This window comes from Rhodococcus sp. PvR044, assembly GCF_040548995.1.
Classification (GTDB): domain Bacteria; phylum Actinomycetota; class Actinomycetes; order Mycobacteriales; family Mycobacteriaceae; genus Rhodococcus_G; species Rhodococcus_G oryzae.
In genome coordinates, this window is sequence record NZ_JBEPSX010000004.1 from 39132 (window position 1) to 52774 (window position 13643).

Consider the following 13643-nt stretch of genomic DNA (forward strand, 5'->3'; position numbering starts at 1 on the left):
GGTGCCTAGGAGGGGGAAGGCGGGCGCGGTGGCCTTTGCCTGCGCCTGGGCCGGTGCCGATTTGCGGCTTCGTAGCTGTCATGATTCCCGGTATTTTTGAACTGATCGTTCCATTATGTGGACATGCGAAGGGCAGGCTTCTGCTCGGATGATCGGTCAGTCCAGCAGGGTCAGTGCCTGCTCGGCCGCGGTGTGTACCCGCACGGGATCGCTCGAGGCCTTACCGACCACCCGCATGCCTTGCATCAGTACGAGCAGCATGCGGGCCAGTCCGCGCGGATCGCGATTGGCGGGCAGTTCACCCTGGGCCTGAGCCCGGACGAGGGCGGAGTAGAGCAGGGTCTCGATATGCTCCCAGCTCACCTCGACCCGACGGGCAGCGTCGGTGTCGTGTGGGCCCAGTTCGGCTGCCGTGTTGGTGATGAAACAGCCGTTCAGGCGCTGGTTGGAGGAGGCCTCGTCGGCGAAGCGACGCACCACCGCGCGGACGGCGGGCAGGGCTGGGCCAGGCTGTGAGAGTTCGCTGAACAGTCGCGGGTCGCGGGTTTCTCCATACCGGTCCATCGCCTTCAGGTAGAGGTCGTGCTTGTTCCCGAAGGTGGCGTAGAGGCTTGCTCGGCCGACGCCGAGGTGCTCGACGAGGTCGGTCATGGACGTGGCCTCGTAGCCGTGGCGCCAGAACAACTCCAGCGCCGACTGGAGTGCGACATCGGGGTCGAACGCTTTTGTCCTCGCCATGGCTGGGACGGTACTCTTTATTGGAATGATTGGTCAAGTATGGACGGTGGTGGTGTCAGCGGGTGTCGCCGCCGGTCGAGGCGGCTGGGCTTGCTGGAGGGTAGTCGCGCATCCCAATCAGGTTGGGGTAGTGGAGAAAACCGCTTTCGCGACGGGTGCGTGGGCCGTCGTGAAGCGGGAACCTTGCGGTCATTCCCGCGGCTCACCCCGCGATCATCTGTCCGTCCTTGCTCATCGGCCTGGTCGTCTGGATGAGCGGCGAGGTGAACAGCATCTCGACCTGTTCGAGATTGACAGGGGCGCCGCCCATTCGTGGCGGTGGACATTCGCGAATTATGCAGGGTCCGAACATGATTGGCATGGCCGATCGAGGTGAGCGGCAAGGCCTTCTGCTTGGCGTACGGGTTGTCGAGATGGACTCGCCTGCTGTGCACGGTGACGCTGAGGTCTGGCTCCCCACCCGCGCACCCGAATCGAGCCGTCACCGGGCCGTCAGTGCGGGCCGCGACGCCAGCGGTACGCCCCGCGAGTCGCCTGCTTCGTCATCCAGCGCACCGTCGTGAGGCAGACCTGCTCCTTCACGAGTGCTCCCACGCGGCCGGTGATCGCAGGCCAGGCGGGGGAGTCGTCCGCGTGGGTCGGTTGGAAGGCTCCGCGCCGCCGGCCGAGACTGATGCACTGGCCAACGAATCCGAGCGAGAGCTGCGTCGGTTCGGCGCCGCCGAGACGGGCGAGGACGGTGTCGGCGGCGTGCGCGCCCATCGGGAGGGCCGCCTGGCAGCTCATCCGGAGGTGGCCGAGTTCGTCCGCGGGTCCGGCGACCGCGTCACCGGCTCCTACGACCGACGGGGCGCTCCGGCTGGTCAACGTCGCGTCGACCAGCAGTCGGCCGTCGACATCGACCTCGAGTCCACTCCTGCGCGCCAGGTCGGGCACCGCGAAGGCGGTCGCGAGCACCGTGCAGTCGCTCCGCAGGATCCGCCCGTCCGCGAGAGTGACCTTGCCCTCGGCGATTTCGGCCACCCGGTCCCCGTCGATCGCCTCGACGCCGAGCGTGGTCAGCGTATCGAGGATCTTGCGTCGCGTCCGTGGCGGCAGGGCGTGCGCCACAGGGGAGTCGGACACCAGGGACACGGCGATCTCGGGATCGTTTTCGGCGAACTCGGCCGCCGCCTCGATACCGGTCAGTCCGCCCCCGATCACGGTGACGGCGAGCGGTCGCGGAAGAGCCCGCAATCGGAGCCGGAGCAGGTGGGCCTGTTCGAACTCGGACAGGGAGAAGGCGTGTTCGGAAGCCCCCGGGATGTGGTCGCGTCGGTCGGTGCTGCCGACCGCGTAGATCAGGTGGTCGTAGGCCAGGAGCTCGCCATCGCTCAATACGATCGAGCCGTCCCGCGCGTCGATCCGCTCGACGGTCCCCACGCGCAGCTCCACCCCAGGGTGGAGTATCTGCTCGAATGAGATTGTGGCGTCGGAGCTTCCGGTGACGAGCTGATGAAGCCGGATGCGTTCGACGAACACCGGCCGGGGATTGACGACGATCACCTGCGTGTCCTCGCTCCGTGATTTCAGCCGGTTCGCCGTCATCACCCCGGCGTATCCCGCTCCCACGACCACGACACTTGCGCTCATCGGCGCACCCCCTTCGACAGTTTCAGTTCGGCCGCCACGGAGGTGGCCGCGCGTAGCGCGCTGTTGATCGCGATCTCCCCGCGCATCCCGGGGGCAGCGACCATGTCCCCGACGAGGTACACCCCCGAGCCCCGGTCGATCGCGGGGCGGTCGCGCCAGGTCTGGCCGGGCAGGTCGATGGCACCGGTCCTGCCCCTCGCCGTCGCGGTCCGCTGCCAGGTGACGCGGTCGCGCCAGCCAGGAACCGTGAGGTCGGTGAACCTGTGTAGACGGGTGCGCGCCTGGTCGACCGACTCGCCCGCGCGCACCGGCATGTCGATCTGGAACAGGGACTCGCTCGGCGGCGCGACGGAGCGGTCCTGCATCGAGTAGCACTCGTGGAAGCCGCCCTCATCGAGGTCGGCGGCGGTGAACAGGTCGCGCCGTCCCTCGCGGACGGCGAGGTCGAGCATCACGCAGTGTCCGCTCTGCCAGCTCAGCGCCGAGTCGCCGAGGAGGGTTCGCGCGGAGGACAGTTCGGTCGCGACGATCGTCGGTGTGGCGGGGATCGTGTCCACTCGGGAGCCCAGCTCGATCCGGACCCCGAGGTCGCGTGCGCGGACCGCCATCCGGTCGGTGACCGCCTGCCAGCCGCCTGCCACGTAGCGCACGCCGGGCACCCTCGGCCCGTAGATCCGTTGAAACAGATCCCACACGAACGCGGCCGAGAGCCTCCCGGTGTCCGCGTCGTAGGTGGCGACGCCGACGGAGTTCGCCATCGCGGTCGCGGCGTCGTGCCCGAAACGCTGTGCGGCCCATGAATGGAAGTCCGTGTCGATGGGTGCGGTGGCCCAGGGCGTGAGCTGGGCGCGCAGCATTCCCCTCGGCGGCCGCCTGCGAAATCTGCCGCGCGACCGGAAGCCGAGCAGCCCGATGCTGCGGATCGGGGGCAGGCACAGGCCATCGACGAATCCGCGTCGCTTGAGCCACTGCCAGTGCGGGCCGTCCGCGTAGAACACGTGCGCGCCCTCGTGGGCGATGTACGGGCCGGCCGTGGCGCGGGCTCGGCCGCCGAGCGTGCCGTGTGCCTCGTGCAGGGTGACCCGGGCGCCCGCCTCCGCGCAGGCGATCGCAGCGGTGAGTCCGGCCAGGCCGCCGCCGATCACAGAAACCGAATCTGTCATGCCTGTGACGGTAAGGAGCGGGTGATGATTACTCCAATGCATTGTTTGGGTCGTCTCGATGCACTAGACGTATAGATATGACCCTGACGCAGCTCGCCTGTTTCCTCGCCGTCGCGCGCACCGGGCATTTCACCAAGGCGGCCCGCGAGGTGCACTTGGCCCAACCGTCGCTGAGCAGACAGATCCTCGCGCTGGAGAAGAGCCTGGGCGCCAGCCTGTTTCACCGCGCGCGGGGAAACATCGCGCTGACCGCGGCGGGCGAGGCGTTGTTGCCGTTGGCGACCAGGATGCTCGCGGACGAGGAGCTCGCGTACCGCGAAATCGCCGAGCTGACCGGGTTGCGGCGCGGCCGGGTGCGCTTGGGTGCGCCGCCGAGCCTGTGCGTCAGCCTCGTCGCAGATCTTCTCGAGCGCTATCTCGCGGCGTACCCGGGGATCACGTTGAACGTGAACGAGAGTGGATCGCGCGGGCTGGTCGACGCGTTGACCGGCGGACTGGTCGACATGGCGTTGATCGTCTCGAACGAGGACCGCGGCGAGGCGGCCCTCGAGGTCACGCCGCTGCTGCGGGAGGACCTCGTCGTGGTGTCCTCGGCCGCCGCCGATCCGCTCACCGCGCGAGGTGCGCTGACGCTCGACGAACTCGCGAGCTCCCCCCTGGTGATGTTCCACCGTGGGTACGACCTGCGCGCGGCCACCGACGCCGCGTTTCAGCGGGCCGGATTGACGCCGCGGGTCGCGGTGGAGGGCGCGGAGATGGAGGGGGTGCTGCGGTTCGTCGAGCGCGGTCTCGGTGTGGCCGTGGTGCCGTCGCTGGTGGCGGCCCACCGGCCCGGCCTGCGTCCGGCGCGGCTGAAAGCGCCCGAGCTCAGCCGCACCATTTCCCTGGCCCGCCGGGCCGATGTGCAACCGACCCACGCCGCGCGCGCGATGCAGGACATGCTGATTGCGGTGGTCGACGACATGGTCGCGGAAGGGGCGCATGGGCTCACGCGCCTCTGATCCGCTTCACCCCGCGATCGCCTGCCCGCCCGCCGACAGCGTCGCCGCGTCGGCCGCCGACCGTCCGGCCAGCACGCCCCGCGGATCGACCGCGGAATGCTGCCATGTCTTCGTGGGACCGAACAGGCGGTCCACCTCGGCCTTCACCGCCGCCGCACGGCCGGCGAGGAGGGGTAGCAGGTCCCCGAACCGGACCTCGGCGTCGACAACCACCCGCGCTGTCGCGGCCTTGTCCGCCTCGGTCAGTCGTTGACCGATCCGGATGGCGAAACCGAACAGGAAGGCCTTGCGGAACGATGTGGACCGCGAACCGTCCTCGCCCGCTTTGCTCATTGCCCTCGTTGCCTGGATGAGCAACGAGGTGAACAGCATCTCGACCTGTTCGAGATCGACGGCAGCGCCGACCATCGTGGCGGTGGCCATTCGCGAGTTGTAGAGGGTACGAACATGATTGGCATGGCCGATCATGGTGAGCAGCAGGGCCTTCTGCTTGACGTAAGGGTTGTCGAGGTGGACCCGCCTGCTGAGCACGGTGACGCCGACGCCGACGCCGGGCTCACCGGACTCGAGCAGCGCGGAGTTGATCGCATATCGGGTCATCAGCTCCTGGGCCTTGGCAGTGAGGGTCTCTGCCTCTTCTGTGAACTCGGTGCTCTCGGCCTTCGCGAGCAGTCCGCGAATCTTGTTCAACACCTTCAGATCTGCCGGGCTAGAGGGCTGAGTCGTCGTTTCGTTGCGCTGCCGTGGCCAGGCGGAGGGCGGTGGGCACAGTGCCGTCCAGGGGCCCAGGTGCTGCCACAAGAACCCGAGCGATCGGGTGTGCGCCTGGTCCACCGCCGCGATCTCCTGCGCTTCGGGATGCGTGTCCGCGATCGCCTGTAGCTGGTCCAGCCATTGCCGGGGAGCCCTCGACCATGCGCGGCTTCGTCGCGATTCTTCCAGGACCAGCGCCGCCGCGGTGGGGGTCACCGTGGCGTCGATTGCGCGTCTGGTGACGTGCATGACATCGGCGGGCTGCCAGCCACGCTCGTACGCCTGGGCGAGCGCGTCGACTGCGGACATCTGTCGAATGTGTGTTCGATTATCGCTCATGGCGACAGTCTGCACCGGGGGTCCGACACGTATTCCCGGTGCAGGTGGGGGGCGGGTTCGGCGCTACTTGCGTCTGATGGCGCGCTCACCCTTGGCCAGCGATGCGTTGTCCGCCGCGGCCCGCCCGGCATGCCAGCCCCTGGCGTCCACCGACCGGGCCCTCGCCTTGGTGGTGCCGGGGAACAGCCGGGTGAACTCCGCGTCGACCGCCGCGGAGGTGGTGGCGAGGACCGGCAGCAGATCGCCCAACGGGATGGACTCCTCGGCGGCCGCCGCCTCGGTCGCCGTGGCGTCGGCATCGTGCAGTCGCTGTCCGATCCGGCTGGCGAACCCGGCGAGGAAGGCCTTCCGGAACCCCGTGGTGCGCGCACCGCTGCGGCCCTCCGCGGCGCCGGACTGCAGGGCGCGGGCCGACTGGACGAGCAGCGAGGTGAACAGCAGGTCGACCTGCTGTAGATCGACCGGGGTCCCGACCGCGGTGGCGATGTCGAGGTCGCCGAACAGGACGGTGCGAACCCGGTTCGCGTCGCCGATCGCGGTCAGCAGGTGCACCTTCTCCTTCAGGTACGGGTTCTCGAAGTGGAACCGGCGGCTGTGCACAACGGTTCCTCCCGCGTTGGCGCGTGAACGCAGCAGCGCGGCGGTGATCGCGTACCGCGTCATCAGTTCCTGTGCCTTCGCGGTGAATGCCTCGGCCTCCTCCGCGAACTCGGTGCGCTCCGCCTTGGCGAGCAGGCCCCGGATCCGGCCCAGCACCTTGGGATCCGCAGTGGCCGCGGGCTCCGCGGCCTCCGCGTCTGGGTGGGCCGCGCCTTCGGGCGGCCACTGCGACGGCGGGGGCAGGAGGAACATCCAGCCCGACAGCCGGTTCCACTCCGCGGCCAGCTCGGACAGCTGGTATCCCAGGAAGCCCGACCGCCCTGCGGTCAGGGCACCGGCGAGGTGCCCGCCTCGCGGACCGGTGATCGGCGTCCGCTCCGCCAGGCGAGCCTGGTCCGGGTACAGCTCGGCGACGGCGTGCAGCTGATCGGACCACTCCGTTGGCGCCCGATCCGCCGCACCGCTCAGCCGCGCCTCGTACAGCAGCACGGCCGCGGCGAGTGCGGGCGGCGACTCGGCGGCCCTACGGGTCAGGTGCAGCAGGTCCGCGGGTTGCCAACCTCGCTCGTAGGCGCCCGCGAGCGCGTCGAGGAGCGCCGCGGCCTCGGCCGACGGTCGGCCGTCGTCGGGCATGCCCTCGTTCGTCATCTCAGGCGGTTTCGGGCTCCACGTACCGGGGGAACACCGGCGACGGCGCGGGCAGCGAGGTACCTGCTGCGATCCGCACGCCCAGGGCGGCGAAGTCGCGGGCGTCCTCGTCCTGCCCGAGCAGGTCCAGGATCTTCGCCCCGGAGTCCGGCATCACCGGCTGGACCAGGATCCCGACGATGCGTACGACCTCGAGGGTCACGTAGAGCACCGTCGCCATCCGGGCCGGGTCGGTCTTGCGGAGCACCCACGGCTCCTGCTGCGAGAAGTAGCGGTTGGTCTCGCCGAGCACGTGCCAGATCGCCTCGAGTGCTTGGTGCAGCGCCTGCTTGTCGAAGTCGGCGCGCACCGCCTCGATGAGGGCGTCGGCCTTGGCCAGCAGCGCGCTGTCGTCCTCGGTGAGATCGCCCGGAGTGGGGACCTGGGCGTCGCAGTTCTTGGCGACCATCGTCAGCGAGCGCTGCGCGAGGTTGCCCAGCTCGTTCGCCAGGTCGGCGTTCATCCGGGTGACGATGGACTCGTGGCTGTAGCTGCCGTCCTGGCCGAACGAGATCTCCCGCAGCAGGAAGAAGCGGAGTGCATCGAGGCCGTACTGCTCGACCATCTGGAGCGGGTCGACGACGTTGCCGACCGACTTCGACATCTTCTCGCCCTTGTTGTAGAGGAAGCCGTGCACGAAGACGCGCTTCGGCAACTCCAGGCCCGCGGACATCAGGAACGCCGGCCAGTACACCGCGTGGAAGCGGCTGATGTCCTTGCCGATGATGTGCAGATCCGCAGGCCAGAACTTGGTAAACGCCTCCGACTCGACGTCGGGGTAGCCGAGGCCGGTGAGGTAGTTGGTGAGGGCGTCGACCCACACGTACATGACGTGCTCGGGGTTGCCCGGCACCGGAACGCCCCAGTCAAAGGTGGTGCGCGAGATCGACAGATCCTTCAGGCCGCCCTTGACGAAGCTGACGATCTCGTTGCGCCGGGTGTCGGGGGCGATGAACTCGGGCTGCGACTCGTACATCGCGAGGAGCTTGTCCTGGTACGCGGACAGCCGGAAGAGGTAGTTGGACTCCTCCGTCCACACGACGGGGGTGCCCGTCAGCGTCGAGATGCGTGAGCCGTCCTCGAGCAGGGTGGTCTCGGCCTCGGTGTGGAACGCCTCGTCACGCACCGAGTACCAGCCCGCGTAGGTGTCGAGGTAGATGTCGCCTGCCTCGACCATGCGCTCCCAGATCGCCTGGCACGCGACCTGATGATCCTCATCCGTGGTGCGGATGAACCGGTCGTAGGAGATGCCAAGGGTCTTGTCCATCGCCTGGAACACGTCGGAGTTCCTGGTCGCGAGCTCTTGGACGCTGATGTCCTCTTTGGCCGCGGTCTGCTGCATCTTCTGGCCGTGCTCGTCCGTGCCGGTCATGAAGAACACGTCGAACCCGTCGAGACGCTTGAAGCGCGCGATGGCGTCCGAGGCGATGTACTCGTACGCGTGGCCGACGTGCGGGGCGCCGTTCGGGTACGCGATCGCCGTGGTCATGTAGAACGGCGGTCGGGTGGCTTCGGGGCGGCTGGGTGCGGGTGACACAGTCATGGTGCGCCTACTCTATCTGCGTGCCAAGAGACCGTCCGGCCCCGGACCTGCCAGAGCCGCTCGAGCCCCTGATCGACTCACACACCCACCTCGACGCGTGCGGCGCAACCGACGCCGCGTCGGTGGCCGAGATCGTCGACCGCGCGGAGCGGGTCGGCGTCGGCCGCGTCGTCACGGTGGCCGACGATCTGGCCGCCGCGCGGTTCGCGGTCGACGCCGCGAACTGGGACCCGAGGGTGTACGCGGCGACCGCCATCCATCCGACCAGGGCGAACGTGCTCGACGACGCGACCAAGGCCGAGATCGAGCGCCTCGCGGGCGATCCGCGGACCGTCGCCGTGGGGGAGACCGGGCTCGACTACTACTGGCCGGGCAAGCTCGAGGGCTGCGCCACCGTCGAGGAGCAGGTCGAGGGATTCCGCTGGCACATCGACCTCGCCAAGCGGCTGCGCAAGCCGCTGATGATCCACAACCGGGAGGCGGACCACGACCTGCTGGCGGTGCTGATCGACGAGGGCGCGCCGGAGACGGTCATCTTCCACTGCTTCTCCTCCGACGCGAACATGGCGCTGGCTTGCGTGGAGGCGGGCTACGTGCTCAGCTTCTCCGGCACCGTCAGCTTCCGGAACGCGCGCGAGCTGCACGAGGCCGCGAAGCTGGTGCCCGACGATCAGCTGATCGTCGAGACCGACGCGCCGTTCCTCACTCCGCACCCGTTCCGGGGCGCACCGAACGAGCCGTACTGCCTGCCGTACACGGTCCGGGCGCTGGCCAACACGCGCGGCCAGGACCCGATCGAGCTGGCGCGGGCCTCGACCGCGACCGCCCGCCGCGTGTACCGGATCTAGCCCCCGCCGAGAGTGCAGTGGGGGTACCTCCCTGCACGAAGTGCTTGGGGGATGGTCGCATCGACCGAGAGCGAGCGACGGCAACTGCTCACTCGGCGAGTAAATTGGGCCGCACGGGTAGGCGACGAATGCACGGGTTCACGAATGCGACTCCCGTCGACCGCGGCGTCGACATCATCGACGTGTACATCGCGGCGTGGGAGATCGAGTGCTGCGCCCCACCGCCCGAGGTGGGCCGCGAGGCGACGTGGGTGCTCGCCTACACCGCAGACGACACCGAGCCGGAGGTCATCCGCCGACCCGTCCGCTGGGATCGGATCAGCCGCAAGCTCAGCGCCGGGGGCGTCAGCGCCTACTGGCGAGACGCTCCTGACGACCTGTCCGACCATCCCGCCGGGCTACGCGGGCGGCTGTGGGGGACGGTGCACGGCGCGGACGTCCCGGATGGATTCGACAGCACCACCGGCTCGGTTCTGGGCGTGTACCTGCTCGACGAGCTGTACCGCGAGAACGAAATCGGCGCGTGGTGCCCAATCCAGGGGACCGCGGTGCGGACCTCGGTATCGAAGAGCCCCGGGTGGTTCGGCGGCAGCGGGACCTTCGTGTCCGGCATGGACTGCCGCAAGCAGACCGGGGTGGTGATGGAGCTGGCGGTCCGGGGCTGACGCCGAGTGTGCAGTTGTCGGGGCATCGCCCGAGAGCAATGGACGATAGCTGCACACTCGGCGAGCGGCGCGTGCTCGGCCTACAGGACCTTCTTGAGGAAGTCCTGGGTGCGCGGTTGCTGCGGGTTCCCGAACAGCTCCGCGGGGGTGCCCTCCTCGACGACGAACCCGTCGGCCATGAAGATCACCCGGTCGGCCACCTCGCGGGCGAAGCCCATCTCGTGGGTCACCACGACCATCGTCATGCCCTGATCGGCGAGGTCGCGCAGCACCTGCAGCACCTCGCCGACCATCTCCGGGTCGAGCGCGCTGGTGGCCTCGTCGAACAGCATGATGTCCGGGTTCATGGCCAGCGCCCTTGCGATCGCCACGCGCTGCTTCTGCCCACCGGACAGGTTGGCGGGCTTGGCGTTCGCCTTCTCGCCGAGACCCACCTGCTCGAGCAGTCTCTGCCCGGTCGCCCTCGCCTCCTCCTTGGTGGCGCGCTTGGTCTGCACCGGCGCCAGCATCACGTTCTCCAGCGCGGTCATGTGCGGGAAGAGGTTGAAGTGCTGGAACACCATGCCGATGTGCTGGCGCACCTTGTCGATGTCGACCTTCTTGTCGGTCAGGTCGTAGCCATCGACGATCACGGTGCCGTCGGTGATGTCCTCGAGCTTGTTCAGGCAGCGCAGGAAGGTGCTCTTGCCGGACCCGGAGGGACCGATCACGCAGACCACTTCGCCGTTCGCGATGTCCACGTCGATGCCCTTGAGCACCTCGTTGTCCCCGTACGCCTTCTTGAGGCCGGAGACCTGAATCTTGGTGGTGGGCGACGCAACCGGCGCCGCTGACGACTCGGTCATGCGTTGATCCTCTTTTCGAGCCGGTCGGACAGTTTGGTCAGCGCCATGATGATGACGAAGTAGAAGATGCCGACGATCAGCCACATGTTGAAGGACTCGAAGTTCCTCGCGATGATGATCTTGCCGGTCTGGGTGAGCTCGGCGATGCCGATCACCGACAGGATCGAGGTGTCCTTGAGCGTGATGACCGCCTGGTTGACGAACGACGGCATCATGGTGCGCACCGCCTGCGGCAGCACCACCTTGCGCATCGAGGCCATGTAGTTCATGCCGAGGCTGCGGGAGGCCTCCATCTGGCCCTTGTCGACGGACTGGATGCCGCCACGGATGATCTCGGTGATGTAGGCGCCCGCGTTCAGGCTCAATGTGATCACGCCCGCGGTGAACGCCGGCATCTGGAAGCCGAGCGCGGCCGGGATGCCGAAGTAGATGAAGAACGCCTGCACCAGCAGCGGGGTGCCGCGGAAGATGTCCACATAGGTGACGCCGATGGCGCGCAGGACCTTGCGGTGCGAGACCCGCAGGAACCCGAAGATCAGGCCGAGCACCAGCGCGATCGCCAGCGAGACCACGGTCAGCACGATGGTCATCCACAGGCCCTTGAGCAGCTGCGGGTAGGTGTCCTTGAGGAGCGAGAAGAAGTTGTTCCCGCCCTGGGCCTCCTGCGCACCCTCGCCGAGGTAGGTGTCGAGGATCTTGTCGTACTGCCCGCTGGCGCGCAGGTTCGCGAGCCCGGCGTTGAACTTCTGGATCAGCTCGGCGTTCTGGCCCTTGGAGACCGCGAACCCGTAGGAGTTGCCCGCCTCCTTCTCGCCGACCGCCTTGAGGCCGTTGCCCTGCGCGATGCCGTACAGCAGTACCGGGTAGTCGTCGAAGACCGCGACCGAGTTACCGGTCTTGACGTCGTCGTACATGCTGGCGGAGTCATCGAAGGTGACCGTGGTGAAGCCGTACTTGTCCTTGATGGACTCGGCGAACATCGCGCCCTCGGTGCCGGTCTTGATCGCGACCCGCTTGCCCCTGAGGTCCTCGTAGGACTCGATGTCGTCGTTCGACTTCGCGACCGCCATCTGGACGCCGGAGTCGAAGTACGGATCGGAGAAGTCGAAGACCAGTTTGCGCTCGTCGGTGATCGACATGCCGGCGATGACACCGTCGACCTGACGCGACTGCAGCGCCTGGACGGCGGCGTTGAAGCCGAGCGGCTTGACCTGGTACCGGAAGCCCTGGTCCTCGGAGATGGCCTTGAGCAGGTCCATGTCGATGCCGACGAAGTCGCCCTGCTCGTTCTGGAACTCGAACGGAGCGAAGGTCACGTCGGTGGCGATGACGTAGGTCTTGTCGGGGTCGGATTGTGCGTTGGCGGTCCCGACTCCGAGGACGAGGGCGAGCAGGGCGAGGAGGCCGATCACGACGGGTAGTCGGTCGAGTCTTCGGCGCGATTGTGTACGCATCCGCGTGAGCATTCCTGGTCACGATTCCATGAGCAAACGACTCGGCGCTGTGTACCGTTCTGAGACCTTTATTTGCGCTGGTCAGGGACTCGCGGTTGCCAGGAGTCTGCATGCTCGTTACCGTACTGTGATCGAACCGCGTCGGGAATACCCCCGATGACCGTCGGCCCTCAGGACTCCTCGTGTCACCTTTTGCTCGGATCAACAACGCCAACTCCCCGCTCCTGCGCGTGGTCGTCGGGGCCCTGCTCCTCACCCTGATCGCGGGTGGACTGCTCGCGGTGTTCCGCCACAAGACGGTCACCGTGGACGTCGACGGGGAGACGATCGCGTTGAGCACGATGAGCACCGAGGTGGTCGACGTCCTCGCCGACGCCGGCTACTCGGTCGGTGACAAGGATGTGGTGGCGCCCGCCGCCGATTCCGCCGTCGCCGACGGCTCGACGGTGGTGCTGCGTCGCGCCCGCGAGCTCGCGCTCACCGTCGACGGCGAGCCGCGCACCATCTGGACCACTGCGCTGACGGTGGACGAGGCCCTGCAGCAGCAGCGGCTCGAGGCGGACGTGCACGTCTCCGCCTCCCGCTCGCAGCGACTCCCGCTCGACGGCGCCGCCCTCGACGTGGTGAGCCCCAAGCTGGTCAGCCTGGTCGACGGCGCCGCCCCCGCGGCCGAGGTCCGGTTGGCCGCGCCGACGGTGGGCGAACTGCTGGCCGCCAAGGGCGTGCCGCTCGAGCCGACCGACACCGTGGCGCCCGCGGCCGACGCCAAGATCACGGACGGCATGCAGATCGCGGTCACCCGCACGCGCACCGAGAACGTGACCGAGACGCTGCCGCTCCTGCCGCCGGAGCAGCGCATCGAGGACCCGACGATGAACATGAGTAAGACCATCGTGGAGAACCCCGGCGCCCCCGGCGTGCACGACGTCACCTTTGCGGTCACCAAGGTCAACGGCGCCGAGACCGGCCGCCAGCAGCTCGATGCCGTCGTCACCACCCCCGCCCAGCCGAAGGTGGTCCGCGTCGGCGCCAAGCCGGGCACCGAGGTTCCGCCGGTGAGCAACGGCGCAACCTGGGACGCGCTCGCGCAGTGCGAGGCGACCGGGAACTGGGCGATCAACACCGGTAACGGCTTCTACGGCGGCGTGCAGTTCGACCAGAACACCTGGGAGCGGCAGGGTGGACTGCGGTACGCGCCGCGCGCCGACCTGGCCACCCGCGAGGAGCAGATCGCCATCGCGAGCAGGACGCAGGCGACCCAGGGCTGGGGCGCGTGGCCGGCCTGCACGTCCCGCCTCGGCATGCGCTGAGTGTCGGATTTCGCGGCAGCTCGGCAGAGGCGATAGGTTCATCTCGTGACAAACCCCGAGGTGAA

Annotated in this window: 12 protein-coding genes; 4 read left to right on the top strand and 8 right to left on the bottom strand. The window is 68.3% G+C overall.

The genetic code is table 11. The features are described from left to right. Positions 1 to 156: 156 nt before the first annotated feature. From ABIC28_RS11095 to ABIC28_RS11105, 3 genes are all read right to left on the bottom strand, one after another. Complete coding sequence (locus ABIC28_RS11095) at positions 157 to 738, bottom strand: TetR/AcrR family transcriptional regulator (RefSeq protein ID WP_097212262.1); 582 nt, start codon at positions 736 to 738, stop codon at positions 157 to 159. Between the two features lie 492 nt (positions 739 to 1230). Continuing rightward, the gene (locus ABIC28_RS11100) at positions 1231 to 2370 is read right to left on the bottom strand and encodes an NAD(P)/FAD-dependent oxidoreductase (RefSeq protein ID WP_209927341.1); all 1140 of its coding nucleotides are present in this window, start codon (positions 2368 to 2370) and stop codon (positions 1231 to 1233) included. Next, entirely contained in the window at positions 2367 to 3533 is a 1167-nt protein-coding gene (locus ABIC28_RS11105; RefSeq protein ID WP_209927339.1) for an FAD-dependent oxidoreductase, read from the bottom strand. Before ABIC28_RS11105 ends, ABIC28_RS11100 begins: the two co-directional genes overlap by 4 nt. A gap of 77 nt (positions 3534 to 3610) precedes the next feature. Between ABIC28_RS11105 and ABIC28_RS11110 the strand changes: the two genes are divergently transcribed. Beyond that, complete coding sequence (locus ABIC28_RS11110) at positions 3611 to 4534, top strand: LysR family transcriptional regulator (protein WP_097212266.1); 924 nt, start codon at positions 3611 to 3613, stop codon at positions 4532 to 4534. 6 nt (positions 4535 to 4540) lie between these two features. Here ABIC28_RS11110 and ABIC28_RS11115 read toward each other — a convergent pair whose 3' ends face one another. The 3 genes from ABIC28_RS11115 to metG form a co-directional block, all read right to left on the bottom strand. Next, positions 4541 to 5596 carry a DUF2786 domain-containing protein gene (locus ABIC28_RS11115; protein WP_245221034.1) on the bottom strand — a complete coding sequence of 352 codons (1056 nt, stop codon included), beginning with the start codon at positions 5594 to 5596 and terminating at the stop codon, positions 4541 to 4543. Positions 5597 to 5689: 93 nt separating this feature from the next. Then, entirely contained in the window at positions 5690 to 6874 is a 1185-nt protein-coding gene (locus ABIC28_RS11120; RefSeq protein ID WP_354578893.1) for a DUF2786 domain-containing protein, read from the bottom strand. Between the two features lies 1 nt (position 6875). Next, the gene (metG, locus tag ABIC28_RS11125; RefSeq protein ID WP_354578895.1) at positions 6876 to 8456 is read right to left on the bottom strand and encodes a methionine--tRNA ligase; all 1581 of its coding nucleotides are present in this window, start codon (positions 8454 to 8456) and stop codon (positions 6876 to 6878) included. Between the two features lie 20 nt (positions 8457 to 8476). Here metG and ABIC28_RS11130 point away from each other — a divergent pair, with 20 nt between their 5' ends. After that, a complete protein-coding gene (locus tag ABIC28_RS11130; RefSeq protein WP_269589469.1) occupies positions 8477 to 9304 on the top strand; it encodes a TatD family hydrolase in 828 nt (275 codons plus the stop codon). Positions 9305 to 9432: 128 nt separating this feature from the next. Continuing rightward, positions 9433 to 9969: a DUF6578 domain-containing protein gene (locus ABIC28_RS11135; RefSeq protein ID WP_097212271.1), complete on the top strand. Its 537-nt coding sequence runs from the start codon at positions 9433 to 9435 to the stop codon at positions 9967 to 9969. Between the two features lie 80 nt (positions 9970 to 10049). Here ABIC28_RS11135 and ABIC28_RS11140 read toward each other — a convergent pair whose 3' ends face one another. After that, on the bottom strand, positions 10050 to 10814 hold the full coding sequence (locus ABIC28_RS11140; protein ID WP_097212272.1) for an amino acid ABC transporter ATP-binding protein: 765 nt from the start codon (positions 10812 to 10814) through the stop codon (positions 10050 to 10052). Next, the gene (locus ABIC28_RS11145) at positions 10811 to 12268 is read right to left on the bottom strand and encodes an amino acid ABC transporter substrate-binding protein/permease (RefSeq protein WP_179800582.1); all 1458 of its coding nucleotides are present in this window, start codon (positions 12266 to 12268) and stop codon (positions 10811 to 10813) included. Before ABIC28_RS11145 ends, ABIC28_RS11140 begins: the two co-directional genes overlap by 4 nt. Before the next feature lie 182 nt (positions 12269 to 12450). Here ABIC28_RS11145 and ABIC28_RS11150 point away from each other — a divergent pair, with 182 nt between their 5' ends. Further along, positions 12451 to 13578, top strand: a complete 1128-nt coding sequence (locus tag ABIC28_RS11150; RefSeq protein WP_209927335.1) for a resuscitation-promoting factor — start codon at positions 12451 to 12453, stop codon at positions 13576 to 13578. The last annotated feature ends 65 nt before the right edge of the window (positions 13579 to 13643 follow it).